Raw genomic sequence first — 24,140 nt, 5'->3', positions numbered from 1 at the left:
CTTTAGGACACCGCCATCAACGGACATGGGAGCGGCGCGCGATGCGGGTGATGGTCAAGATCAGCGGCGAGGCGCTCGCCAGCGGGGCGGCAGGCGTGTTTTCCGACAGCGCCATCAGCTCGGTCGTGAAGGAAATCCTCAAGCTGCACGAATCCGGGGCCGAAGTGGCCGCGGTGATCGGCGGCGGCAACATCTTCCGCGGCTCGGTCTCGTCCGACTGGAACATCGAGCGGGTCGAGGCGGACAATGTGGGGATGCTGGGCACCATCGCCAACGGCATCCTGCTGCGCGCGAAGATCGAGGCGACCTCGGACATCGAGGTTCGGCTCATGTCGGCGCTGACCATCCCGCAGATCGGCGAGCCCTACATCCGCCGCCGCGCCGCGCGCCACCTCGAGAAGCGGCGCATCGTGCTGCTTTGCGGCGGCATCGGCGAGCCCTACCTGACCACCGACTACCCGTCGGTGCAGCGCGCGATCGAGCTCGACTGCGACTGCGTCCTCGCGATGAAGAACGGCATCGACGGCGTCTATGTCACCGACCCGCGCAAGGATCCGGACGCGCGGCTCTACAAGACGCTGACCTTCGAGAAGGCCATCAAGGACCGGCTGACCTTCATGGACCAGGCGGCGCTCGTGCTGGCCCAGCAGCACCGGATGCGCGTGCACGTGGTGGGCTTCGACCAGCCGGGCGCGGCGGGTCGCGTGCTGGCCGGCGAGCAGGTGGGCACCACCATCACCGACGACGCGCAGGTGAGCTTCTACTGATCCGGCGCGCGCAGGGGGCGGCGCGGGCTTTACCGGGCGGCCGATCTGCCGTCTGATCTGGCCCGCCGCCGCATTGCCGGGAGCCGTCCCATGACCGATGACCGCGCCGCCAAGAAGCTCGACGATGCCGCGCGCGCGGCCTGGCTTTCCTTCGTCGCCGGGCGCACGCAGGACGAGATCGCGCGCCTCATGGGCGTCTCGCGGCAATCGGCGCAGCGCCTGGTCAGCCAGGCGGTGGCTTCGGGCCTCGTGAAGGTCCGCATCGACCACCCGATCTCGCGCTGTCTCGACCTCGCCCATGCGCTCGGCGACACGTTCGGGCTCCGGGAATGCGAGGTGGTGCCGGCCCTCGGCGCCAACGAGGACACCCGCCGCGCCGTCAGTTTCGCCGTGGGCGACCGGATCGAGGCGCTGCTGTCGCGGCCCGACCCGATGGTGCTGGGGCTCGGGACGGGGCGCACCCTGCGCATCGCGGTCGAGCACCTGCCGCGCCTCGATTGCGCGCAGCACCGCATCGTGTCGCTGACCGGCAACATCGCGCCCGACGGCTCGACCGCCTACTACAACGTGCTGTTCACCATGACCGAGAAGGTCACCGCCCAGACCTATCCGCTGCCGGTGCCCGTGATCGCGGCCTCCGAGGACGAGCGCGCGGCGCTGACCGGGCAGGCGATGCTGGCCAATACCCGCGCGCTCGCCGCGGCCGCCGACATGTGGGTGGTGGGCGTGGGCGTGATGACCGACACCGCGCCGGTGCTGCAGGACGGCTTCATCGGGGCGGAGGACCTCGCGCGGTTGCGCGGCAAGGGGGCCGTGGCCGAGATCCTCGGCTGGCCGCTCGCCGCCGACGGCACGCTCGTCGCCGACCCGGTCACCGCACGGGTCTGCTCGGCGCCGCTCGATCCCGCGGGGAATCGGGTCGTCCTCGCCGCGGCGCACGGTCCCGAAAAGGTGGCGGGCCTGTCCGCCGCCCTGCGCGGCGGGCTCGTGAACGGGCTCGTGACCGACGAGGACACCGCGACGGCGCTCCTCGGGCGCTGATTTCCCCTCCGGACATTATCCATTTTATGCAATATCTTGCGCCCCGCCCTTTCGGCATCGCGCGAGGTTTTGGGCGCATGGCGCGCGGCTGCGCGCGAAGTCCGATGTTGACAGGATGTGCGGCGTGATGAATGTTTGCCCATGAGCTTGGCATTTGCTCAACAATGCTCTTTGGGAGGAAGGCATGAAGACCCTGACCCGCGCCCTCTTGGGCGCCACCGCGCTGACCGGCGCGGCCGCGCTGGCATCCGCACAGGAAACCACCCTGACCATCGCCACCGTGAACAACGGCGACATGATCCGCATGCAGGGGCTCGCCGACGATTTCACCGCGCAGCATCCCGACATCGCCCTCGAATGGGTGACGCTCGAGGAGAACGTGCTGCGCCAGCGCGTGACGCAGGACATCGCCACCAGCGGCGGCCAGTTCGACATCATGACCATCGGCACCTACGAGGTTCCGATCTGGGCGAACCAGGACTGGCTGGTGGCGCTCGAGGGCATGCCCGAGGACTGGAACCAGGAGGATTTCCTGCCTGCCATCGCGGACGGCCTGTCGGTCGACGGCACGCTCTACGCCGCGCCGTTCTACGGCGAGAGTTCGATGGTCATGTACCGCACCGACCTCATGGAGGCGGCCGGGCTCGAGATGCCCGAGGCGCCCAGCTGGGACTTCATCAAGGAAGCCGCGGCGGCGATGACCGACAAGGAGGCCGAGGTCTACGGCATCTGCCTGCGCGGCAAGGCCGGCTGGGGCGAGAACATGGCATTCCTGACCGCCATGGCGAATTCCTACGGCGCGCGCTGGTTCGACGAGAACTGGCAGCCGCAATTCGACAGCGAGGCCTGGGCCGCGGCGCTGAACGACTACCTTGAGCTCCTGAACAATTACGGCCCGCCGGGCGCGGCGAACAACGGGTTCAACGAGAACCTCGCGCTGTTCCAGCAGGGCAAGTGCGGCATGTGGATCGACGCGACCGTGGCCGCGTCCTTCGTCACGAACCCCTCGGATTCCACCGTGGCCGACAGCGTCGGCTTCGCGCTCGCCCCCGACAACGGGCTCGGCAAGCGCGGCAACTGGCTCTGGGCGTGGTCGCTGGCGATCCCGGCGGGCACCGACGACGAGGCGGCCGCGAAGGAGTTCATCGCCTGGGCGACCGGGCAGGGCTATACCGAGCTCGTGGCCGAGAACGAGGGCTGGGCGAACGTGCCGCCGGGCACCCGCACCTCGCTCTACGAGAACGAGGAATACCTCGCGGCGGCGCCCTTCGCGGAGATGACGCTCGAGTCCATCAACGCCGCCGACCCGACCAGCCCGACGGTCGACCCGGTCCCCTATACCGGCGTGCAGTTCGTGGCGATCCCCGAGTTCCAGGGCATCGGCACCGCGGTGGGCCAGCAGTTCTCGGCGGCGCTCGCCGGGCAGATGTCGGCCGAGCAGGCGCTGCAGAGCGCCCAGCAGCTGACCACGCGCGAGATGACGCGCGCCGGCTACATCGAGTAAGGCCCGCGGGGCCGGGGGCGCCGTCCGCGGCGCGCCCGGCCCGACCCGGCCCGCAGGGCGGGCCGTCCCATCCCTCCTGACGCACGAGGCGTACGATGGCGACGCAGCATTCCCGCGCGGCGGCCCGCGTGATGATTTCCCCTGCCGTGATCCTGCTCCTGGGCTGGATGCTGATCCCGCTCGGCATGACGCTCTACTTCTCGTTCCTGCGCTACAACCTGCTGATGCCGGGCGCGAACCCGTTCGTTGGGTGGGAGAACTACAGCTACTTCCTGTCCGACCCGGCCTTCCAGACCGCGATCGTGAACACGCTGCTCCTGGTCCTCGGCGTCCTCCTCATCACCGTGGTGGGCGGCGTCCTGATCGCGCTCCTGCTCGACCAGCCGATGTGGGGGCAGGGCATCGTGCGCATCCTCGTGATCGCGCCCTTCTTCGTGATGCCGACGGTCTCGGCGCTCGTCTGGAAGAACATGTTCATGAACCCGGTGAACGGGCTCTTCGCGCACCTCTTCCAGGCGCTGGGCCTCGCGCCCTTCGACTTCCTCGCCCAGGCGCCGCTCGCCTCGATCATCGGCATCGTCAGCTGGCAGTGGCTGCCCTTCGCGACGCTGATCCTGCTGACGGCCATGCAGTCGCTCGACAGCGAGCAGCTCGAGGCGGCCGAGATGGACGGCGCGAGCCCCCTCGCGCGCTTCTTCCACATCGTGCTGCCGCATCTCGCGCGCGCGATCACCGTGGTCATCCTGATCCAGACGATCTTCCTCCTGTCGGTCTTCGCCGAGATCCTCGTGACCACGAATGGCGGCCCGGGCACGGCCTCCACCAACCTCACCTACCTCGTCTACGCCGAGAGCCTCCTGCGCTTCGACGTGGGCACCGGGTCGGCGGGCGGCGTGGTCGCCATCATCCTCGCCAACATCGTCGCGATCTTCCTCATGCGCATGATCGGGAAGAACCTCGATGCCTGATCCCGTCCCCTGCTTCTTCTTGGCCGAAATATCCCCGCCGGAGGCATCCGGCCGCGCCACGGGCGCGGTCGTCCCGGCCCCACGCGCCGCGCGCCCCACGAGGAGGACCTGACCATGGCCCGTGCCGTCACGCCGCGCCGCAAGGCGATCAACACCGCGCTCGCCTGGGGCATCGGAATCCTGATCTTCTTCCCGATCCTCTGGACCATCCTCACGAGCTTCAAGACCGAGGCGCAGGCGATCGCCGACCCGCCGCTCTTCCTGAACTTCGACTGGACGCTCGAGAACTACGTCACCGTGCAGGAGCGGTCGAACTACTTCCGCCACTTCTGGAACTCGGTGGTGATCTCGGTGGGCTCGACGCTGATCGGCCTGCTGATCGCGGTGCCGGCGGCCTGGGCCATGGCCTTCGTGCCGGGACGGCGCACCAAGGACGTTCTGATGTGGATGCTGTCGACCAAGATGCTGCCGCCCGTGGGCGTGCTGGTGCCGATCTACCTGATCTTCCGCGACACCGGGCTCCTCGACAGCCGCATCGGCCTCGTGATCGTGCTGACGCTCATCAACCTGCCGATCATCGTCTGGATGCTCTACACCTATTTCCGCGAGATCCCGGGCGAGATCCTCGAGGCGGCGCGCATGGACGGGGCGGGCCTGCGCTCCGAGATCCTCTACGTGCTGACGCCGATGGCGGTGCCGGGCATCGCCTCGACGCTCCTGCTCAACATCATCCTCGCCTGGAACGAGGCGTTCTGGACGCTGAACCTGACCGCGGCCAACGCCGCGCCGCTCACCGCCTTCATCGCCTCCTATTCCTCGCCCGAGGGCCTGTTCTACGCCAAGCTCTCGGCCGCCTCGACCATGGCCATCGCGCCGATCCTCATCATGGGCTGGTTCAGCCAGAAACAGCTCGTCCGCGGCCTGACCTTCGGCGCGGTCAAGTAAGGGAGCCCCGTTCATGGGACAGATCACGCTCGACAAGGTGACCAAGCGCTTCGGCGAGGTCGAGGTCATCCCGCCGCTCGATCTCGAGATCGGCGACGGGGAGTTCACCGTCTTCGTCGGCCCATCCGGCTGCGGCAAGTCCACGCTCCTGCGGCTCATCGCCGGGCTCGAGGACGTGAGCGGCGGCCAGATCCGCATCGACGGGCGGGACGCCACCGAGACCCCGCCGGCGCGGCGCGGGCTCGCCATGGTGTTCCAGTCCTACGCGCTCTACCCGCACATGAGCGTGCGCAAGAACATCGCCTTCCCGATGAAGATGGCGGGTGTGCCCGAGGACGAGCAGAAGCGCCGCATCGAGGGTGCCGCCAAGGCGCTGAACCTGACCGACTACCTCGACCGGCGGCCGGGGCAGCTGTCGGGCGGGCAGCGCCAGCGCGTCGCCATCGGCCGCGCCATCGTGCGCGAGCCGGCGGCGTTCCTGTTCGACGAGCCGCTGTCGAACCTCGACGCGGCGCTCCGGGTGGGCATGCGGCTCGAGATCAGCGAGCTGCACGAGCGGCTCAAGACCACCATGATCTACGTGACCCACGACCAGGTCGAGGCCATGACCATGGCCGACAAGATCGTGGTGCTGCGGGCCGGCCATGTCGAGCAGGTGGGCTCGCCGCTCGAGCTCTACCGCAGCCCGCGCAACCTGTTCGTGGCGGGCTTCATCGGCTCGCCCAAGATGAACTTCATCGAGGGCGAGGAGGCGGGGCGCCACGACGCGCGGACGATCGGCATCCGGCCCGAACATGTCAGCGTCGACCCGTCGGGCCCGTGGTCGGGCGTGGTGGCGGTGTCCGAGCATCTCGGCTCCGACACGTTCCTGCACATCCACGAGACCGGGCTCTGCGACGTGATGACGGTGCGCGCGGGCGGCGAGCTCGACGTGCACCACGGGGACCGCGTGCGGCTCTCGCCGGACCTGAGCAAGCTGCATCGCTTCGACGGGCAGGGGCTGCGCATCGCATGACACGGCTGGCGGGACGGACGGCGCTCATCACCGGCGCCGCGCGCGGGATCGGGCGCGCCTTCGCCGAGGCCTATATCCGCGAGGGTGCGCGGGTGGCCGTCGCCGACATCGACGACGCCCGCGCGGCCGAGACCGCAGCGGCGCTGGGCGAGGCCGCGGTCGCGGTGCACATGGACGTGACGGACCAGGCGTCGATCGACGCGGCGGTGGCCCGGACGGTCGACGCGCTGGGCGGCATCGATATCCTGATCAACAACGCCGCGGTCTTCACCGCCGCGCCGATCGTCGAGATCACCCGAGCCGACTATGCCCGGGCCTTCGACATCAACGTGGCGGGCACGCTCTTCACGATGCAGGCGGTGGCGCGGCACATGATCGCGCGCGGCCGGGGCGGGCGGATCATCAACATGGCGAGCCAGGCGGGGCGGCGCGGCGAGCCGCTCGTCGCGGTCTACTGCGCCACCAAGGCCGCGATCATCTCGCTCACCCAGTCGGCCGGGCTGAACCTGATCGCCCACGGCATCAACGTGAACGCCATCGCGCCGGGTGTGGTCGACGGGGAACACTGGGACGGCGTCGACGCGTTCTTCGCCCGCTACGAGGGCAAGGCGCCGGGCCAGAAGAAGCGCGAGGTCGGCGCCGCCGTTCCCTACGGACGGATGGGCACGGCCGACGACCTGACCGGCATGGCCGTGTTCCTCGCCACCGACGAGGCCCGGTACATCGTATCGCAATGCTACAACGTGGACGGCGGCCAGTGGATGAGCTGATCCGAGGAGGAGACCCCGTGAAACTGTCGCTCGCAACGCTCGACCAGCTGCCCGGGGGCGTGGGCCGGCCGGGCTACGACCGCGCCGCGCTCAGCCCCGGCATCCTGCATTTCGGCGTGGGCAACTTCCACCGCGCGCACCAGGCGGAACATCTCGACCGGCTGTTCGGCACGGGCTGCGGGCAGGACTGGGCCATCGTCGGCGCGGGCGTGATGGCGGGCGACGCCCATGCCCGCGCGGTGCTCGAGGCGCAGGACTGGCTGTCCGTGCTGGTCGAGCAGGAGGCGGACGCCTCGACGGCGCGGGTCACGGGCGCCATGGTCGACTACCTGCCGGCGGCGGACGCCGAGGCGATCTGCGCCCGCATGGCCGAGCCGGACATCCGCATCGTGTCGCTGACGATCACCGAAGGGGGCTATTTCCTCGACGCCGAGGACCGCTTCGATCCCGACCACCCGGCGATGCGCGCCGACGCGGCCGCGCCCGACGCGCCGAAGACCGTGTTCGGCATGATCCTGAAGGGCCTGCGCCTGCGCCGCGCCGCGGGACACGCGCCCTTCACCATCATGTGCTGCGACAACATCCCCCACAACGGCGCGGTGACGAAGGCCACGCTGACCGGGCTCGCGCGGCTCTCCGATCCGGCCTTCGCCGACTGGGTCGCGGAGACCGTCGCCTTCCCGAACGCCATGGTCGACCGCATCACCCCCGCGACCTCGGACCGCGAGCGCGCGCTCTGCCGGGACGTGTGGGGTATCGAGGATGGCTGGCCGGTCTTCTGCGAGAGCTTCACCCAGTGGGTGCTCGAGGACGACTTTCCGGCCGGGCGCCCGCCGCTCGAGGAGGTGGGCGTGCAGTTCGTGCCGGACGTGACGCCCTACGAGCTCATGAAGATCCGCATCCTGAACGGCGGGCACGCGGTCATCGCCTATCCCGCGGGGCTCCTCGACGTGCATTTCGTGCACGAGGCCATGGAGCATCCGCTGGTCAACGCCTTCCTCGCCAAGGTCGAGCGCGAGGAGATCCTGCCCGGCGTGCCGCCGGTGCCGGAAACCGACGTCGCGGCCTATCTCGCGCTCATCGAGCGCCGCTTCGCCAACCCCAAGATCGGCGACACGGTGCGCAGGCTCTGCCTCGACGGGTCGAACCGGCAGCCGAAGTTCATCCTGCCGTCGGTGGCGGACGCGCTGGGACGCGGCGGCCCGGTCGAGGGCCTGGCGCTCGCCTCGGCGCTCTGGTGCCGCTACTGCGCGGGCACGACCGACAGCGGCGCCGTGATCGCGCCCAACGACCCGAACTGGGACCGCCTGACCGACGCCGCGCAGGCGGCGCGGACGGACCCGCAGGCCTGGCTCGGGATGCGCGAGGTCTACGGCACGCTTGGCGAGGACCGCCGCTTTGCCGACCCGTTCGGGCGCTGGCTGGACGCGCTCTGGACCGAGGGCACGGCCGCGGTCCTGGCGCGGTACACGGGCCACGGGTGATGGCGGGGGGGGCCGCGCGGCGGCTCGTCATCTTCGACTGCGACGGCGTCCTCGTGGACAGCGAGACAATCTCGGTCGGCGTGTTCCTCGAGCTGCTGCGCGAGGCGGGCTGCGACATGTCCGAGAGCGAGGGCTACCGCACGCTGCTCGGGCGGTCGGTGGCCTCGATCTCGGAGACGCTGGCGCGCGAGCACGGGCTGCGCCTGTCGTCCGAGCACCTCGCCGAGGCGCGCGCGCGCATCTTCGCGCGTTTCCGGACCGAGCTCGCGCCGATCCCGGGTGTCGGCGCGGCGATCCGCGCGCTGCCCGACCCGGTCTGCGTCGCCTCGTCGAGCCAACCGGACCGGATCGCGCTGGCGCTCGGCCTGACCGGGCTTGCGCCGCTCTTCGGCACGCGGCTCTTCAGCGCCAGCATGGTGACGCGGGGCAAGCCCGCGCCGGACCTCTTCCTGTTCGCGGCGGAAACGATGGGCGCCGATCCCGCCCATTGCGTCGTGATCGAGGACAGTCCGGCGGGCATCACGGCCGCCAAGGCGGCGGGGATGCGCGTCATCGGATTCGTCGGCGGCGGCCATGCCGGGCCCGCCGGCCTGCGGGAAAGGGTTGCGCAATGCGCGCCAGACGCCATCATCGGGAGGATGGACGAACTGGCCGGGGCGCTGGCGGCGCTCGCCTGAGGGCTGACCCGGAGGGATCGAGGAACGGATGACGGCGATCTTCTGCGCGGTCGACGTGGGAACAGCCAGCGCGCGCGCGGGCCTGTTCGACGCGACGGGCCGCATGCTGGCGCGCGCGGTCCGGCCGATCGCGCTCTGGACCGGCGCGCCCGGCCGCGGCGAGCAGGAGGCCGACGGCATATGGGCCGCGTCCTGCGCGGCGGTGCGCGCGGCGCTCTCCGCGGCGGGGCTCGCCGGCGACGACATCGCTGCGCTGGCCTTCGATGCGACCTGCTCTCTGGTGCTGCGTGACCGGACGGGCGGCCCGCTCGCCCTGTCGGAGGCCGGGCGCGACGTGATCGCCTGGTTCGACCACCGCGCAACCGAGGAGGCCGCGCGCTGCACCGCCACGGGCCACGCGGTCCTCGCGCGCCTCGGCGGCTCCATGAGCCCCGAGATGCAGATCCCGAAGCTCATGTGGCTCAAGGCGCGCCGGCCGGATCTCTGGGACCGGCTCGGATCGGCGTGGGACCTGACCGACTGGATGACCCACCGCGCGACGGGGGGCAGCGCGCGCTCGCTCTGCCCGCTCGTGTCGAAATGGACCTACCTGCCGGGATCGGGCGGCTGGCAGCCGGATTTCCTGGCCGCGGTGGGCCTGCCGGACCTGCTTGCGCGGGCCGCTCTGCCCGCGGAGCCGGTGCCGCCGGGCCGCGTGGCGGGCACGCTGTCGGCCGCTGCCGCCGCGGAACTCGGGCTCGCGGCGGGCACGCCGGTCGCGGCCGGGCTGATCGACGCCTTCGCGGGGGCGCTCGGGCTCATCGCGCCGCCCGCGCCGGGGCGGCCCGGAGAGGCGGCGGTGATCGCGGGCACGTCGAGCTGCGTCATGACCATGGGCGTCGACCGCTGGAGCGTGCGCGGCGTCTGGGGGCCCTATCGGGGCGCGATCCTGCCGGGCCACTGGGTGAACGAGGGCGGCCAGTCGGCCAGCGGCGCGCTCCTCGACTACATCCTCGGGATGGCGGCGACGGGCGGCGGGGCGGCGCCCTCCCACGAGGACATGCTGGCGCGAGTGGCGGCGCTGCTCGAGCGGCACGGGCCGGCCCTGGGCGAGGGGATCGACCTTTTGCCCGATTTCAACGGCAACCGCACACCGCTCTCCGATCCGGGGCTCCGGGGCGTTGTGGCGGGGCTGACGCTCGACCGCGACCCGGAATCGCTGGCCGTGCTCTACTGGCGGGCGGCGGTATCGGTGGCGCTCGGCCTGCGGCAGATCGTTGAGCACGTGCGCGCGGGCGGCGCCGCCATCGAGGGCCTGGGCATCGGCGGGGGGCACGCGCGCAGCCCGCTGCTGCTGCAGCTCTACGCCGATGCGACCGGTTGCCCGGTGAGGGTGGCGGGCGAGGGCGAGGCGGTGCTGCTCGGCACCGCGATCTGCGCGGCCGAGGCGTCGGGCGTCTTTCCCTCGCTCGGGGCGGCGGCGCGCGCCATGCAGCGGCCGGGGGCGGAGCGGCGGCCGGATCCGCGCGCCGCGGCCCTGCGCGACCGCGACTATGCCGTGTTCCTGCGCATGCAGGCCCACCGGGACGAGATCGCGCGCCTGCGCGCCGCGCCGGTCCCGGCCACGGCGGCGGTGCACGCGTGAGCGGCGCCGCGGCGGGGACCGGGCCTGCGCAGGCGCAGGCGGTCGCGGCGATCCTCGACGCGCCCGCGCCGCGCGCCACGGGGTTCATCGTCACGATCTACGGCGACGTGGCCGAGCCGCGGGGCGGCACGCTGTGGATGGGCACGCTGATCGAGACCTGCGCGGCGCACGGCATTTCGGAAAGCCTCGTCCGAACCGCGGTGTCGCGGCTCGTGGGGTCGGGGCGGCTCGTGGGCGAACGGATCGGACGGCGCAGCTACTACCGCCTGACCGACGCCGCGCGGGCCGAGTTCGCCGAGGCCGCGCGGCTCTTCTACGCGCCGCCCCCCGATGCGACGGGTTGGCTCCTCGCGCTGGGCGAGGCGCCTTTGCCGAGCGACCTGAGCCGCGTGGCCTGGGCCCGGATCGGGCCCGAGGCGGCGCTGGCGCCGGACCGCGCGGACGTGAGCCGTCCTGCCGCCTGCGCGGCGGTGGACGGGGAACGCCTCGGCGACCTGCGTGCCTTCGCGGCGCGGCACTGGGCGCTCGATACCGTAGCCGAGGGCTATCGCGGGTTCCTCGCGCGCTTTGCCCCGGTGGCGGACCTGCCGGACGCCGACATGCCGCGGGACGGCGCGGCCTGCCTCGCGCTGCGCCTCCGTCTCGTGCACGCCTACCGGCAGGTGGTGCTGGGCGATCCGCGGCTGCCGCGTGCCGCGCTGCCGGCCGACTGGCCGGGCCGCGCCGCGCGCCGCGCCTTTGCCGGCAGCTACCTGAGGCTCGCGGAGGCTGCGGACATGCATGTGGGCCGAGCCTTCCACGATTCGGCCGGGCCCCTCGCGGCCGAGACCGAGGGTACGCGACGGCGCCGCGAGACGCTGGCGCGCCAGCGCGCGGAAGAGGAGAATATGGCCCACTGACAAGGGGATGGACAAAAGCGTCACGGAGGGTCTCGAAAATTGTCTTCGCGCGTGACGCTTTCTGCGTTATATCCCTTGGTGCGAGCAGGGAGGATCCATGACCCACGCATTCATCTGCGACGCCGTGCGCACGCCGGTCGGCCGCTATGGCGGCGCGCTGTCCTCGGTGCGGGCCGACGACCTCGCGGCGATCCCGCTCGAGGCGCTGCAGGCCCGCAACGAGGCCGTCGACTGGGAGGCGGTCGACGACGTGATCCTCGGCTGCGCGAACCAGGCGGGCGAGGACAACCGCAACGTGGCGCGCATGGCGGCGCTCCTGTCGGGGCTGCCGGTCGGAGTGCCCGGCACGACCGTCAACCGCCTGTGCGGTTCGGGCATGGACGCGATCGGCATGGCCGCGCGGGCGATCCGGGCGGGCGATGCGGACCTCATGCTCGCAGGCGGGGTCGAGAGCATGTCGCGCGCGCCCTTCGTCATGGCCAAGGCCACGAGCGCGTTTTCCCGCAATGCCGAGATCTACGACACGACGATCGGCTGGCGCTTCACCAATCCGAGGCTGAAGGCCGCCCACGGCGCCCATTCCATGCCCGAGACCGCCGACAACGTCGCCGCCGACTGGCAGGTGAGCCGGGAGGACCAGGACGCCTTCGCCGCGCGCAGCCAGGCCCGGTGGGCCGCGGCGCAGGAGGCGGGGCTCTTCGCCGACGAGATCGTGCCGGTGACGATCCCGCAGCGCAGGGGCGACCCGCTTGTGATCGACACCGACGAGCACCCGCGCCCGGGCACCGATGCCGCGAAGCTCGCGACACTCCGGGGCGTGAACGGCCCCGACCTGAGCGTGACGGCGGGCAACGCCTCGGGCGTGAACGACGGCGCGGCGGCGGCCATCGTCGCCTCCGAGGCGGCCGCCGCGCGGCACGGGCTGACCCCCCGCGCGCGCGTCGTCGCCATGGCCGCGGCGGGCGTTCCGCCGCGGGTGATGGGCATCGGCCCCGTGCCGGCGGTGCGCAAGGTCCTGGACCGCGCGGGCCTGGGCCTCGACCGGATGGACGTGATCGAGCTCAACGAGGCCTTCGCGGCGCAGGCGCTGGCCGTGCTGCGCGACCTGGGCCTGCCCGACGATGCGGATCACGTGAACCCGAACGGCGGCGCGATCGCGCTCGGCCACCCGCTCGGCATGAGCGGCGCGCGGCTGGTCGGGACGGCAGCCTGGCAGCTGGGCCGGACCGGCGGGCGCTATGCCCTCTGCACGATGTGCGTGGGCGTGGGGCAGGGGATCGCCCTGATCCTCGAACGCGTCTGAGACCCTGAAGCGACCCCTGATACGGGAGGACGAACGATGTACGCGCAGATGGTGAAGTCCGAGGCCTCGAACGACGATCCCGGGATGCTCGCGGCGTTCCAGGCCCGCATCGACCGGGGCGACAAGATCGAGCCCAAGGAGTGGATGCCCGAGGGCTACCGCAAGACGCTGATCCGCCAGATCAGCCAGCACGCCCATTCCGAGATCGTGGGTCAGCTGCCCGAGGGCAACTGGATCACCCGCGCGCCGACGCTGCAGCGCAAGGCGATCCTGCTCGCCAAGGTGCAGGACGAGGCGGGCCACGGGCTCTACCTCTATTCCGCCGCCGAGACGCTCGGGATCAGCCGCGACGAGATGTTCGAGCAGCTGCATTCGGGACGCGCCAAGTATTCCTCGATCTTCAACTACCCGACGCTGACCTGGGCCGACATGGGCGCGGTGGGCTGGCTGGTCGACGGCGCGGCGATCATGAACCAGGTGCCGCTGCAGCGCACGTCCTACGGTCCCTACAGCCGCGCGATGATCCGCATCTGCAAGGAGGAGAGCTTCCACCAGCGGCAGGGCTACCACATCATGATGAAGATGGCCCGCGGCACCGAGGCGCAGCGCGAGATGGCGCAGGATGCGCTCGACCGCTTCTGGTATCCCGCGCTGATGATGTTCGGTCCGTCCGACAAGGACAGCGTGCATTCGCAGCAGTCCATGGCGTGGAAGATCAAGATCAACACCAACGACGAGCTGCGCCAGCGCTTCGTCAACGAGACGGTGCCGCAGGCCGAGTTCCTCGGCCTGACCGTGCCCGACCCGGAGCTGCGCTGGAACCCGGACAAGGAGGGCTACGATTTCAGCCAGCCGGACTGGGACGAATTCTTCGAGGTGCTTAAGGGCAACGGGCCCTGCAACCGCGAGCGCCTGGGCGCGCGCGTCCGGGCCTGGGAGGACGGCGCGTGGTTCCGCGAGGGGCTCACGGCCTATGCCGACAAGGCGGCGCAGCGCCGCGCGGGCGCCGCGACCGCGGCCGAGTGACGGGCACGAGGGAGGAGACGCCGATGGCACGGGAATGGCCGCTGTGGGAGATCTTCATCCGCAGCCAGAACGGGCTGAATCACCGCCACGTGGGCAGCCTGCATGCCCCGGATGCCGAGACCGCGATCCACAACGCGCGCGACGTCTACACGCGCCGCAAGGAGGGCGTGTCGATCTGGGTGGTGAGGTCCGCCGACATCACCGCCTCGCGCCCGTCCGAGAAGGGGCCGCTGTTCGATCCGGCCGAGGACAAGGTCTACCGACACCCCACCTTCTACGACATTCCCGACGACGTGGGGCACATGTGATGCCGTCGCTTCCCGACATGACCACGCCGAATGTCGAGGCGCTGGCCGCCGACGCCCGCGCGCCCCGCCCCGATCCCGCCGAGACGGTGCCGGAGCTGAAGCCTGCGCTCTTCGAGGGCCTGTGCCGGCTCGGGGACAGCACGCTTGTGCTGGGGCACCGGCTGTCCGAATGGTGCGGCAAGGGCCCGGCGCTCGAGGAGGACATCGCGCTCGCCAACATCGCTCTCGACCTCATCGGGCATACCCAGATGTGGCTTGGCCTCGCCGCCGAGGTGGAGGAGGCGGGGCGCAGCGCCGACGATCTCGCCTACCTGCGCGACGCGATGCGGTTCCGCAACCTGCTGCTGGTCGAGCTGCCGAACGGCGACATGGCCCGCACGCTGATGCGGCAGTTCCTGTTCGACGCCTGGCACCACGAGATGCTGGAGCGGTTGACCGGCTCGGACAGCGCGCGGGTGGCAGAGATCGCCGTCAAGGCGCTGAAGGAGGTGCGCTACCACCTCGAGCGGTCGAGCGACCTGGTCATCCGGCTGGGCGACGGCACCGCCGAGAGCCACCGCCGCATGGCCGGTGCGCTCGACATGCTCTGGCCCTACACGGGCGAGATGTTCGCGGGCGACGGCACCGACGCGGCGCTGGCCGAGGCGGGGATCGCGCCCGACCCGGCATCGCTGCACGAGGCCTGGCACGGCATCGTGACCGAGGTGCTGGAGGAGGCGACGCTCGGCGTGCCCGAGGGCCGCGCCGACGTGCAGAAGGGCGGCCGGCAGGGGCGGCACACAGAGCACCTGGGCTACCTCCTGGCCGAGATGCAGTTCCTGCAGCGGGCCTATCCGGGGGCCGAGTGGTGACCGAGACGCTCGCCGATACCGCCACCGTCTGGGGCTGGCTCGCGGAGGTGCCGGACCCCGAGATCCCGGTGATCTCGGTGGTCGACCTCGGCATCGTGCGCGAGGTCCGGCACGAGGGCGACACGCTCGTGGTCGCGGTGACGCCCACCTATTCGGGCTGCCCGGCGGTCGACGTCATCGACCTCGAGATCGACGCCCACCTGCGTCGGCGCGGGGTGGCGAAGCTGCGCCTCGAACGGCGGCTCTCGCCGCCCTGGACGACCGACTGGCTGTCCGCCGAGGGGCGCGAGAAGCTCCGGGCCTACGGCATCGCGCCGCCCGTGGACGGCACCGCCGGCAGCCGCGTGCAGGCGCGCGCGGCGCGGCTGTCGGGGCAGCCGGCGGTGACCGTGGCCTGCCCGCGCTGCGGATCGCGGGCGACCGAGAAGGTCAGCCAGCACGGCTCGACGCCCTGCAAGGCGGCCTATCGCTGCACCGCCTGCCTCGAGCCTTTCGACTACTTCAAGTGCATCTGACCGGAGGACGCGCCTGATGCCGAGGTTCCACCCGCTGACCGTGACCGAGGTGCGCAAGACCACCCGCGACGCGGTGGTCGTGACGCTGGCCCCGCGGCCCGAGGACACGGCGTCCTTCGCGTTCACGCAGGGGCAGTACCTGACCTTCCGGCGCGAGTTCGACGGCGAGGAGCTGCGCCGCTCCTATTCGATCTGCGCCGGCGCCGACGAGGGCGTGCTGCGCGTGGGCATCAAGCGGGTCGAGGGCGGTGCGTTCTCGACCTGGGCCAACGAGGGGCTCCGGGCCGGCGACACGCTCGAGGCGATGCCGCCCATGGGCCGGTTCTTCACCCCGCTCGATCCGCATGCGGCACGGCATTACCTCGCCTTCGCGGGCGGGTCGGGGATCACGCCGGTCCTGTCGCTCGTGCGCACGATGCTCGACCGCGAGCCGCAGGCGCGCGTCACGCTGGTCTATGCCAACCGGCAGGTCGGCTCGATCATGTTCCGGGAGGAGCTCGAGGACCTGAAGAACGTGCATCTCGGGCGGCTGTCGGTCATCCACGTCCTCGAGAGCGAGGCGCAGGAGATCGACCTCTTCTCCGGCCGGATCGACGCGGCCAAGATGGACGCGCTCTTTGCGCACTGGATCGAGCCATCCGATGTGGACACGGCCTTCATCTGCGGGCCCGAGCCCATGATGCTGACCATCGCCGAGAGCCTGCGCGCCCACGGCCTGACGGATGCGCAGATCAAGTTCGAGCTCTTCGCCTCCGCGCAGCCCGGCCGCGCCAGGACGCGCGCGGTGTCGCAGGCCGCCGACCGCGCCGGCGCCATGTGCGAGGCCGAGGTGACGCTCGACGGCGCGACGCGCACCTTCCGGTTTCCGAAGGATGGAACGGCGCTTCTCGACGCGGCGCTCGAGAACGCGATGGACGTGCCCTATTCCTGCAAGGCGGGGGTCTGTTCCACCTGCCGCGCCAAGGTGCTGGAGGGAGAGGTCGAGATGGAGACGAACCACGCGCTCGAGGATTACGAGGTGCGCGCGGGCTACGTGCTGACCTGCCAGTGCGTGCCGCTCTCGGACCGTCTGGTGGTCAGCTATGACGCGTGAGGAGACGGCCGCAGCCGGCGCCATGCCCATGGCCGACTACCTGGCGCGGGGCGGCGTTCTGACCGCGCCCGGCAACGTTCCGCCGCGGGTGCGCGCCGAGCTCTTGCGCCTCATGTCGTCCTTCGTGGACAGCGAACTGGCGGGATCGGCGGGCTTTGCCGACGCGATCAACCGCGCGCCCGGGATCAAGGAGCGCATCGCCGCGAGCCGGATCGTGCTCGAGAAGGCCGACCATGCCGAACGCGTGCTGGTTCTGATGGCGGAGTTCGGCACCGATACCGGGCGCTACGAGCGCGCCCACGACTGGTCCGCGCGGGTGCCCCGCGACACCGAGATCGCGGCGGCACGGCAGGGCGGCGACGCCCGGCTGTCGGTGTTCCACTACCCGCTCGAGGGCTGGACCGACGCGGTGGTGATGAACGTCCTGATGGGTCTCGCCACCTGCGTCCAGCTCGAGGAGGCCGCGCGCGTGGCCTATCAGCCGCTGGCCGATGCGATGCGCGGCATCGCCCCGCGCGAGCGGCGCCACATGGAGCTGGGGCTCGAGGGGCTCGGCCGCATAACCGCCGGGGAGGGGACGGACGCCGCGCAGGCGGCGGTGCGCTACTGGTGGCCGCGGGTGGCGGCGTCCTTCGGCCCCGCGGGTTCGGACCGCTTCGAGCGGCTCAGGGCGATGGGCCTCAGGCACGAGCCGAACGAGGCGCTGCGCGCGCGGTGGGAGGCGGCCGCGCGCGCCGCGCTCGCCGGGCACGGCCTCGCGGCCTGAAGCATCCGGGCGCGGCCGCCGCCCGGCGACGATCCAAGGAAGGGGCACCACATGCTGACGACCGCGCCGCGCAGGCTGCAGAGCTATCTCGAGGGCGCCTGGCGCGCGGGCGAGGGCGAGGGGCGCACGCTCCTGCACGCAGCGACCGGTGCGCCCGTCGCGCGGATCGGCGCGGAGGGGCTCGACCTCGCTTCCGCGCTCGACTGGGGGCGGCGCACCGGCGGGCCGGCACTGCGCCGGCTGACCGTGCACCAGCGGGCGCTCATGCTGAAGGAGATCGGCCTGCGCCTGATGGAGATGAAGGAGGAGTTCTACCTCGAGAACTACCTCACCGGCGCGACCCGCAAGGACGGCTGGATCGACATCGACGGCGGCATCGGGACGCTCCTGACCTTCGCCTCGCGGGCGCGGCGCGAGTTTCCGAATGCCCGCGTGATCCCCGAGGGACCGGTCGAGCCATTGTCGAAGGACGCGACCTTTTCCGCCCAGCACGTGCTCGTGCCGCGCCGGGGCGTCGCGGTGCACGTCAACGCCTTCAACTTCCCGGTCTGGGGCATGCTCGAGAAGATCGCGCCGGCGCTCATCGCGGGCATGCCCTGCCTCGTGAAGCCCGCCTCCCAGACCGCCTACCTGACCGAGCGCGTGGCGCGGCGCATCCTCGAGATGGGCATCCTTCCAGAGGGCGCGCTGCAGATCCTCTGCGGGCCGGCGGGCGATCTTCTCGACCACGTGACCGAGCAGGACGTGGTGACCTTCACCGGCTCGGCCGCGACGGGACGCGCGCTCCGGACGCATCCCGCCATCGTCGAGCGGTCGGTGCCGTTCACCATGGAGGCGGACTCGCTCAATGCCGCGATCCTCGGGCCCGATGCGGGCCCCGGCACGCCCGAATTCGACCTCTTCGTGCGCGAGGCGGTGCGCGAGATGACGGTGAAGGCGGGGCAGAAATGCACCGCGATCCGCCGCCTGATCGTGCCCGGCGCGCATGCGGATGCCGCGGCGGACGCGATCGGGGCGGCGCTTGCCGCCGTATCCGTGGGCCTGCCCGACGACGCGGACGTGCGCATGGGCGCGCTCGTCTCGCGCGCGGACCGCGACGGCGTGCGTGCGCGCATCGCCGAGCTTGCGGCCGAGGCGGAGATCGTCGCGGGCGACCCCGACGATGTGCGGCTCGTCTCGGGTGACCCGGAGGCGGGGGCGTTCCTGAACCCGGTGCTCCTGCGCTGCGCGCGGCCGCACGACGCGCAGGCCGTGCACGCGGTCGAGGCCTTCGGCCCGGTGGCGACGCTCATCGCCTACGGTGCGCCCGAGGAGGCGGCGGCGCTCGCGGCCCTGGGGCGAGGGTCGCTCTGCGCCTCGCTCTTCACCGACGATCCGGCGGTCGCGGCGGAGGTGGTGACGGAGCTCGCGCCCTACCACGGGCGGGTGCTGATCGGCAGCCGCGCCTCCGCCCAAAGCTCGACCGGGCACGGCGCGCCGCTCGCGCCGCTCGTCCACGGCGGCCCGGGCCGCGCGGGCGGCGGCGAGGAGATGGGCGGCATGCGCGGCGTGCGCCACTTCATGATGAGGACGGCGGTGCAGGGCGCGCCGCGGCTCCTGTCCGCGGTGACCGGGCAATGGTCCGAAGGCGGCGCGGTGCGCGACGACGTGCACCCGTTCCGCCGCCCGCTGTCGGAACTGCGGCTCGGCGACCAGGTGGTCACCGCCGCGCGCGAGGTCACGCAGGCCGACGTGGAGCATTTCGCCGACTTCACCGGCGACACGTTCTACGCCCACATGGACGGCGCCGCCGCGAAGGCCAACCCGTTCTTCGAGGACCGCGTGGCCCATGGCTACCTCGTCGCGTCCTTCGCCGCGGGGCTCTTCGTGTCGCCGGAGCCGGGTCCGGTCCTGGCGAATTACGGCGTCGACAACCTGCGCTTTCTCACGCCGGTCTATTTCGGCGACAGCCTGCAGGTCCGGCTGACCTGCAAGGAGATCAACCCGCGCGAGGGGGCGGGGCACGGCGAGGTGCGCTGGGACGCGCGCGTGACGAACCAGACGGGCGCGGTGGTGGCGCAGTACGACGTGCTGACCATGGTCGCGAAGGACTGGCCGGCCCCGGCGTGACGCGGCCGGCCTGATCCGGAGGAGCGCGCGGTGCCCGCGCGCGCCGGTCTGGCCCTCCGGCGCCTCGCGGCGCCTGCGGGCGGGGGAGGGGCTGGCGCCCCTCCGCGCCGGTGACCCGATGCCGCGTCTTGCCTCGGAGCCGCGCCGGTGGGACACTCGGTCCGTGCGCAAGGGGAGGGACCTGATGCGATCCTGGGGTGTCCTGATGCTGGGCCTGTGTGTCGCTGCCGGTGCCGCCGGTGCGGCCGACGGGCCCCTGCCGCTGCCGGAGCCGCTGAGCGACGCGGATTTCCGGCCCGTCGACCGGGCCGAGGCGGAGCTCGGCCAGCTCCTCTTCTACGACGCGATCCTGTCGGGGAACCGCAACATCTCGTGCGCGACCTGCCACCACCCGCGCTTTGCCACCGGCGACGGGCTGTCGCTGGGCCTCGGCGAGGGGGGGCGGGGCCTCGGGCCCGAGCGCGTGCCGGACCCGGACAACCCACCCGAGCAGCTCATTCCGCGGAACGCGCCGCCGCTCTTCAACATGGGCGCGCGGGCGGTGACCGTCCTGTTCGCCGACGGGCGGATCGAGGTCGACCCCGAGCGCCCGTCTGGTCTGCGCACGCCGATGGAGGAGGAGATGGTCGCGGGCTTCGCGAGCCTCCTGTCGGCGCAGACCATGTTCCCGGTCCTGTCGCAGGACGAGATGGCCGGGCACTACCAGGAGAACGACGTCGCGCGCGCGGTGCGGCAGGGGCTCATCACCGGTGCGGGCGGCGCCTGGGACCTGATCGCGGGCCGCGTCGCCGCGATCCCCGCCTATGCCGAGCGGTTCGCGGCGGTCTATCCCGAGATCGCGGGCGGCCGCGCGATCGCCTTCACCGACATCTCGAACGCGGTGGCGGCGTTCATGGAATTCGAGTGGCGTTCGGACACGGCGCCCTTCGACGCGGCGCTCCGGGGCGCGGCGCCGCTCGAGGGGGCGGCGGCGCGGGGGGCCGCGCTGTTCTACGGCCCGGCCGGGTGCGGCAGCTGCCATTCCGGGCCGCTCCTGTCGGATTTCGGGTTCCACGCCATGGGTCAGCCGCAGCTCGGCCCCGGCAAGGCCGCGCGGTTCGAGCGGCACGCCCGCGACGACGGGCGGCTGCGGGTGACCGGGCGCGCCGAGGACACCTATGCCTTCCGCACGCCCATGCTGCGCAACGTGGCGCGCACCGGCCCTTGGGGGCACGCCGGTGCCTATGGCGATCTCGGCGCCTTCGTCGCCCAGCACGCGGCGCCGCAGGCAGGGCTCGAGTCCTACGGGCGCGACGCGGTGCTGCCGGCCTTCGAGGGGCCGAAGCCCGTCTGGGCGCTGCTCGACGACGACGGCGCGGTGGCCGAGGTGGTGGGCGCCGCGGTGCCGGGGCCGGGCCTGACCGAGGCCGAGCTGTCGGACATCCTGGCCTTCCTCGACACGCTCACCGACCCGGCGGCGATCGCGGGACGGCTCGGCATTCCCGACGAGGTCCCGAGCGGGCTGCCGGTCGAGCGCTGAGGCTCAGCCCGGCAGGTGCGTGCGCGAGAGGCTGAGCGCGCGGTCCGCGTCGACCGCGCGCCAGTCGCTCCACCCGCCGCCGGGCCAGCGGACGCGGATCTCTGCGCGCGCGTGCGGCCCGAGCCCGAAATGCAGCGGGCCCGCGATGCCGCCCGCATGCCCGCCGCCGACCGTCAGCTCCTGCGCCTGCACGCCGTCCGCGGTGCGCAGCTCGACCCAGGCGCCGATGGCCCGCCCGTTCGGCCCGGGCTGCGCGAGCGTGACCGACAGCCAGTGCCCGGTCCCGGGCGTCGCGTTCTGCCAGAGCTCCATCGGCGCGCGGCGGTTCATCACCACGAGGTCGAGCCGGCCGTCGCCGTCGAGATCGGCAAGCGCGGCACCGCGGGCGCGCGTCATGGTGGCGATGCCGGCCGCGGCGGCGGCCTCGCGGAAGGTGCCGTCGGGCTGCTGCATCAGCAGCGTGTTCGGGTCGTGCATCGCCATGTCGGGCATCTGGTCGACATTGCCCTTGGCGACGAAGATGTCGGGCCGCGCGTCGTTGTCGACATCGGCGATCTGGGCGTGCCAGCCGGTCGAGGGCCGGCCGTCGTCGCCGGTATGCGGGCGCTGGGCGGTCGCCCCCTGCGCATAGGGCGCGTCGCGCCAGCCGGTGCCGTCGTTGAACTGCAGGAGCTGGTCGCCCATGGAGGTCAGCATCACGTCCGGGTAGCCGTTGCCGTCCACGTCGCCCGAGGCGATGCCCATGCCCCAGAGCGACACGCGCCGCCAGCCCTCGTCCTCGGTCCGCGGCGCGAGGGGATCGAGGCGCCACATCTCCTCGTGGCCGCCGCGGATGTAGTAGTGGCGGTCGTTCGAGATGCGCAGCTCGGGCGTGTCCACGCGCTGCCAGTCCGAGATCAGCATGGAGAGCGCGCACCAGCCGGGCGACAGCGGCACGGGCGGGCCGTAGCGGTCGCCCTCCGGGCGCACGAGCGCGTTGTCGTCGCAGGCCTCGAACGGGCCGTCGGGATCGTCCCGGTCGACGTAGTTGCCGAAGGCGAGGGTGGGCAGCTGCCGGTCCGGCTCCCAGGTGGCGGAGAACGCCGTGGTCCAGCCGTCGCCGGGATCGAGGCCGAGGGATGCGGTCGCGTCGGTGAAGCCGCAGGCGCCGTCGCCCTTCAGGACGACATTCGGCCCGAGCCGCAGCACCACGAGGTCGAGCGCGCCGTCCCCGTCGATGTCGAGCGGGTAGGCGCCGGTCACGCCGGTCAGGGGCGCGGCGCCGCCGTGGCGGAAGGTCAATGGCGCGCCCGGGCCCGCCGTCTCGTTCACGAAGAGCCGCGCGGGCTCCGCGCCGCCCGCGGCGTAGAGGTCGGGGCGCGCGTCGCCGTTGCAATCCAGGACCGCGACGCCGCCACCCACGAAATGCTCCCACCCACCGGCATAGACATGCGCCACGGGCAGGCCGTCCGCGCGGTCGACGAAGCGCGGCTCGGCGGCGGCGGGGGCGGCGGCGAGGCAGAGGGCGAGGGCGTGTTTCATGCGGCATCCTCCCGTCCGGTTCCGAGATGGCGTTCGGTCACGTCCGAGAGCGCGAGCGCCGCGGCGCCGTAGCCCCACAGGAGGTCCCCCCAGGCGTGCACCTCGATCTGCGGCACCGGGCGGCCCGAGTTCAGCACGTGGCGCTCCATCTCGGCCAGCGTTTCCTGCGCGTAGAGGTAGTCGTAGCGCATCCGCTCGCCCGAGAGGATGATGAGCCGGGGATCGAACAGGTTCACCACGTTGGCGAGGCCGAGCGCGAGGTAGCGACCCGCGCGGTGGAAGATGGCGCGGGCGGCGCCGTTGCCCGCCTTGGCATGGTCGTAGAGGCTTTCGAGCAGGACGCGGATCGGCAGCGCCGCCTTGTCGATGCGGTTGAGCGCCACCGTCGCTTCGCGCGCCAGCGCGTAATCGGCGATGTAGGCCTCGAGGCAGCCGCGCTGCCCGCACCGGCAGAGCGCGCCGTCGAGCTGCACCTTGATGTGGCCGAGTTCCATCCCGAGCCCGCGCGCGCCGCGGTAGAGCCGGTGGTTGACCACGAGCCCCATGCCGACGCCGTGCTCGATGGTGACCACGGCGAAGTCGGGCATCGAGCGGCCGACCCCGAACCACAGCTCTGCGAGCGCCACGAGGTTCGCGTCGTTGTCGATCCGCACGGGCAGGCCCAGCCGGGCCGAGAGCAGGTCGGCGAAGGCGATGTCGCGTTCGCTCAGGACGGGCGACCAATGCACGTGGCCGCGCTCCGAATCGATGAACCCGGGCACGCCGATGCCCACCGCCGAGAGCGCGTCGCGCGCGATTCCGGCGCGCGCGCAGGCATCGTCGAGCAGCTCGGCGGCGATGCGGATCATGTCGGCGGGCGCCTCGACCCCGCGGGCGGGGGCGGTGGCGGAGCCGAGCTCGGCCCCCGCGAAATCGAGGATGACCGCGGTGTGCTCACAATCGGACAGCTTCATGCCCGCGGCGCAGAAGGCGCCCGGCCGCACCCCGAGCGCCACGGGCGGGCGTCCACGCCCGCCGTCCGCGGGGTCGCGCGGGATCGAGATTTCCTCGAGGAATCCGCGCTCTATCAGGTCCGATGTCTGCAGCGTGACAGAGGCCGGGCTGACGCCCAGCTCCTTGGCGATCTGCGCGCGGCTGAGGCTGCCCGCGGCGCGGACGCGTTCGAAGATCTGCTGGCGCAGGGGGCGCATGCTTTCCGACATGGGTGCGATCAGTGGCCCGCAGCCGCGGGGTTGGGCGAGTGTCGGGTCGAGCGCGGTCTGGTCCTGCATTTGTTCGCCGTCCGAACTAAATCCCTGCTTCTGCAGTGCAGAAATTCGTTCATGCCTCCCATTGAGGCCGGTCTGCCGGCCTTATGTCCAGTTTCGAGCATCTTCGCATACAAATTTATTTTGACAATCGAATTTAATCTGGCAAAGTTTTGCTGTCCCGGCGA

Annotated in this window: 22 protein-coding genes; 20 read left to right on the top strand and 2 right to left on the bottom strand. The window is 71.9% G+C overall.

Annotated features, from left to right (window positions below; translation table 11 throughout):
• Positions 1-41 precede the first annotated feature (41 nt).
• From pyrH to RISW2_RS06280, 20 genes are all read left to right on the top strand, one after another.
• Positions 42-767, top strand: a complete 726-nt coding sequence (pyrH, locus tag RISW2_RS06375) for a UMP kinase (RefSeq protein WP_043768166.1) — start codon at positions 42-44, stop codon at positions 765-767.
• Positions 768-857: 90 nt separating this feature from the next.
• Positions 858-1,808, top strand: coding sequence for a sugar-binding transcriptional regulator (locus RISW2_RS06370; protein WP_043768164.1), 951 nt, complete (start codon positions 858-860; stop codon positions 1,806-1,808).
• A 184-nt stretch (positions 1,809-1,992) separates the two neighbouring features.
• A complete protein-coding gene (locus RISW2_RS06365) occupies positions 1,993-3,312 on the top strand; it encodes an ABC transporter substrate-binding protein (protein WP_043768162.1) in 1,320 nt (439 codons plus the stop codon).
• A 95-nt stretch (positions 3,313-3,407) separates the two neighbouring features.
• Positions 3,408-4,280, top strand: coding sequence for a carbohydrate ABC transporter permease (locus RISW2_RS06360; protein WP_043768160.1), 873 nt, complete (start codon positions 3,408-3,410; stop codon positions 4,278-4,280).
• A 114-nt stretch (positions 4,281-4,394) separates the two neighbouring features.
• Positions 4,395-5,225, top strand: a complete 831-nt coding sequence (locus RISW2_RS06355; RefSeq protein WP_043768159.1) for a carbohydrate ABC transporter permease — start codon at positions 4,395-4,397, stop codon at positions 5,223-5,225.
• Between the two features lie 13 nt (positions 5,226-5,238).
• Positions 5,239-6,240, top strand: a complete 1,002-nt coding sequence (locus RISW2_RS06350) for an ABC transporter ATP-binding protein (RefSeq protein WP_043768157.1) — start codon at positions 5,239-5,241, stop codon at positions 6,238-6,240.
• The gene (locus RISW2_RS06345) at positions 6,237-7,010 is read left to right on the top strand and encodes an L-iditol 2-dehydrogenase (protein ID WP_043768155.1); all 774 of its coding nucleotides are present in this window, start codon (positions 6,237-6,239) and stop codon (positions 7,008-7,010) included. The genes RISW2_RS06350 and RISW2_RS06345 overlap by 4 nt, the downstream gene beginning before the upstream one ends.
• Before the next feature lie 17 nt (positions 7,011-7,027).
• Positions 7,028-8,494, top strand: a complete 1,467-nt coding sequence (locus RISW2_RS06340; protein ID WP_043768154.1) for a mannitol dehydrogenase family protein — start codon at positions 7,028-7,030, stop codon at positions 8,492-8,494.
• Positions 8,494-9,171 (top strand): HAD family hydrolase, encoded by a 678-nt coding sequence (locus RISW2_RS06335; RefSeq protein WP_043768152.1) that lies wholly within the window; start codon positions 8,494-8,496, stop codon positions 9,169-9,171. Before RISW2_RS06340 ends, RISW2_RS06335 begins: the two co-directional genes overlap by 1 nt.
• Positions 9,172-9,199: 28 nt before the next feature.
• A complete protein-coding gene (locus RISW2_RS06330; protein ID WP_043768150.1) occupies positions 9,200-10,795 on the top strand; it encodes an FGGY family pentulose kinase in 1,596 nt (531 codons plus the stop codon).
• On the top strand, positions 10,792-11,694 hold the full coding sequence (locus RISW2_RS06325; RefSeq protein WP_043768148.1) for a PaaX family transcriptional regulator C-terminal domain-containing protein: 903 nt from the start codon (positions 10,792-10,794) through the stop codon (positions 11,692-11,694). Before RISW2_RS06330 ends, RISW2_RS06325 begins: the two co-directional genes overlap by 4 nt.
• A gap of 97 nt (positions 11,695-11,791) precedes the next feature.
• The gene (pcaF, locus tag RISW2_RS06320; RefSeq protein WP_043768146.1) at positions 11,792-12,997 is read left to right on the top strand and encodes a 3-oxoadipyl-CoA thiolase; all 1,206 of its coding nucleotides are present in this window, start codon (positions 11,792-11,794) and stop codon (positions 12,995-12,997) included.
• A gap of 36 nt (positions 12,998-13,033) precedes the next feature.
• Entirely contained in the window at positions 13,034-14,023 is a 990-nt protein-coding gene (paaA, locus tag RISW2_RS06315) for a 1,2-phenylacetyl-CoA epoxidase subunit PaaA (RefSeq protein WP_043768145.1), read from the top strand.
• Between the two features lie 23 nt (positions 14,024-14,046).
• Positions 14,047-14,331, top strand: a complete 285-nt coding sequence (paaB, locus tag RISW2_RS06310; RefSeq protein ID WP_043768143.1) for a 1,2-phenylacetyl-CoA epoxidase subunit PaaB — start codon at positions 14,047-14,049, stop codon at positions 14,329-14,331.
• Complete coding sequence (gene paaC, locus RISW2_RS06305; protein ID WP_043768141.1) at positions 14,331-15,182, top strand: 1,2-phenylacetyl-CoA epoxidase subunit PaaC; 852 nt, start codon at positions 14,331-14,333, stop codon at positions 15,180-15,182. The genes paaB and paaC overlap by 1 nt, the downstream gene beginning before the upstream one ends.
• On the top strand, positions 15,179-15,697 hold the full coding sequence (gene paaD, locus RISW2_RS06300; RefSeq protein ID WP_211238676.1) for a 1,2-phenylacetyl-CoA epoxidase subunit PaaD: 519 nt from the start codon (positions 15,179-15,181) through the stop codon (positions 15,695-15,697). The genes paaC and paaD overlap by 4 nt, the downstream gene beginning before the upstream one ends.
• A gap of 16 nt (positions 15,698-15,713) precedes the next feature.
• Positions 15,714-16,790, top strand: a complete 1,077-nt coding sequence (gene paaE / locus RISW2_RS06295) for a 1,2-phenylacetyl-CoA epoxidase subunit PaaE (protein WP_043768137.1) — start codon at positions 15,714-15,716, stop codon at positions 16,788-16,790.
• A complete protein-coding gene (locus RISW2_RS06290) occupies positions 16,780-17,556 on the top strand; it encodes a Phenylacetic acid catabolic protein (protein WP_043768135.1) in 777 nt (258 codons plus the stop codon). Before paaE ends, RISW2_RS06290 begins: the two co-directional genes overlap by 11 nt.
• Positions 17,557-17,607: 51 nt before the next feature.
• Positions 17,608-19,665, top strand: coding sequence for a phenylacetic acid degradation bifunctional protein PaaZ (paaZ, locus tag RISW2_RS06285; RefSeq protein ID WP_043768132.1), 2,058 nt, complete (start codon positions 17,608-17,610; stop codon positions 19,663-19,665).
• 184 nt (positions 19,666-19,849) lie between these two features.
• Positions 19,850-21,184: a cytochrome-c peroxidase gene (locus RISW2_RS06280; protein WP_043768130.1), complete on the top strand. Its 1,335-nt coding sequence runs from the start codon at positions 19,850-19,852 to the stop codon at positions 21,182-21,184.
• A gap of 3 nt (positions 21,185-21,187) precedes the next feature.
• Here RISW2_RS06280 and RISW2_RS06275 read toward each other — a convergent pair whose 3' ends face one another.
• Positions 21,188-22,705 (bottom strand): CRTAC1 family protein, encoded by a 1,518-nt coding sequence (locus RISW2_RS06275; RefSeq protein ID WP_043768127.1) that lies wholly within the window; start codon positions 22,703-22,705, stop codon positions 21,188-21,190.
• On the bottom strand, positions 22,702-23,976 hold the full coding sequence (locus RISW2_RS06270) for an ROK family transcriptional regulator (RefSeq protein WP_051491828.1): 1,275 nt from the start codon (positions 23,974-23,976) through the stop codon (positions 22,702-22,704). The genes RISW2_RS06275 and RISW2_RS06270 overlap by 4 nt, the downstream gene beginning before the upstream one ends.
• Between the last annotated feature and the right edge of the window lie 164 nt (positions 23,977-24,140).

The sequence above is a fragment of the Roseivivax isoporae LMG 25204 genome (genome assembly GCF_000521865.1).
GTDB classification, from domain to species: Bacteria; Pseudomonadota; Alphaproteobacteria; order Rhodobacterales; family Rhodobacteraceae; genus Roseivivax; species Roseivivax isoporae.
Note: the sequence above shows the minus strand (reverse complement) of the source record. Positions and strands in the feature narration are given on the sequence as shown.

Coding starts and splice junctions, on each gene's coding strand:
- pyrH (WP_043768166.1), top strand. CDS start 42: ATGCGGGTGATGGTCAAGATCAGCGGCGAGGCGCTCGCCAGCGGGGCG.
- RISW2_RS06370 (WP_043768164.1), top strand. CDS start 858: ATGACCGATGACCGCGCCGCCAAGAAGCTCGACGATGCCGCGCGCGCG.
- RISW2_RS06365 (WP_043768162.1), top strand. CDS start 1,993: ATGAAGACCCTGACCCGCGCCCTCTTGGGCGCCACCGCGCTGACCGGC.
- RISW2_RS06360 (WP_043768160.1), top strand. CDS start 3,408: ATGGCGACGCAGCATTCCCGCGCGGCGGCCCGCGTGATGATTTCCCCT.
- RISW2_RS06355 (WP_043768159.1), top strand. CDS start 4,395: ATGGCCCGTGCCGTCACGCCGCGCCGCAAGGCGATCAACACCGCGCTC.
- RISW2_RS06350 (WP_043768157.1), top strand. CDS start 5,239: ATGGGACAGATCACGCTCGACAAGGTGACCAAGCGCTTCGGCGAGGTC.
- RISW2_RS06345 (WP_043768155.1), top strand. CDS start 6,237: ATGACACGGCTGGCGGGACGGACGGCGCTCATCACCGGCGCCGCGCGC.
- RISW2_RS06335 (WP_043768152.1), top strand. CDS start 8,494: ATGGCGGGGGGGGCCGCGCGGCGGCTCGTCATCTTCGACTGCGACGGC.
- RISW2_RS06330 (WP_043768150.1), top strand. CDS start 9,200: ATGACGGCGATCTTCTGCGCGGTCGACGTGGGAACAGCCAGCGCGCGC.
- pcaF (WP_043768146.1), top strand. CDS start 11,792: ATGACCCACGCATTCATCTGCGACGCCGTGCGCACGCCGGTCGGCCGC.
- paaA (WP_043768145.1), top strand. CDS start 13,034: ATGTACGCGCAGATGGTGAAGTCCGAGGCCTCGAACGACGATCCCGGG.
- paaB (WP_043768143.1), top strand. CDS start 14,047: ATGGCACGGGAATGGCCGCTGTGGGAGATCTTCATCCGCAGCCAGAAC.
- paaC (WP_043768141.1), top strand. CDS start 14,331: ATGCCGTCGCTTCCCGACATGACCACGCCGAATGTCGAGGCGCTGGCC.
- paaE (WP_043768137.1), top strand. CDS start 15,714: ATGCCGAGGTTCCACCCGCTGACCGTGACCGAGGTGCGCAAGACCACC.
- RISW2_RS06290 (WP_043768135.1), top strand. CDS start 16,780: ATGACGCGTGAGGAGACGGCCGCAGCCGGCGCCATGCCCATGGCCGAC.
- paaZ (WP_043768132.1), top strand. CDS start 17,608: ATGCTGACGACCGCGCCGCGCAGGCTGCAGAGCTATCTCGAGGGCGCC.
- RISW2_RS06280 (WP_043768130.1), top strand. CDS start 19,850: ATGCGATCCTGGGGTGTCCTGATGCTGGGCCTGTGTGTCGCTGCCGGT.
- RISW2_RS06275 (WP_043768127.1), bottom strand. CDS start 22,705: ATGAAACACGCCCTCGCCCTCTGCCTCGCCGCCGCCCCCGCCGCCGCC.
- RISW2_RS06270 (WP_051491828.1), bottom strand. CDS start 23,976: ATGCAGGACCAGACCGCGCTCGACCCGACACTCGCCCAACCCCGCGGC.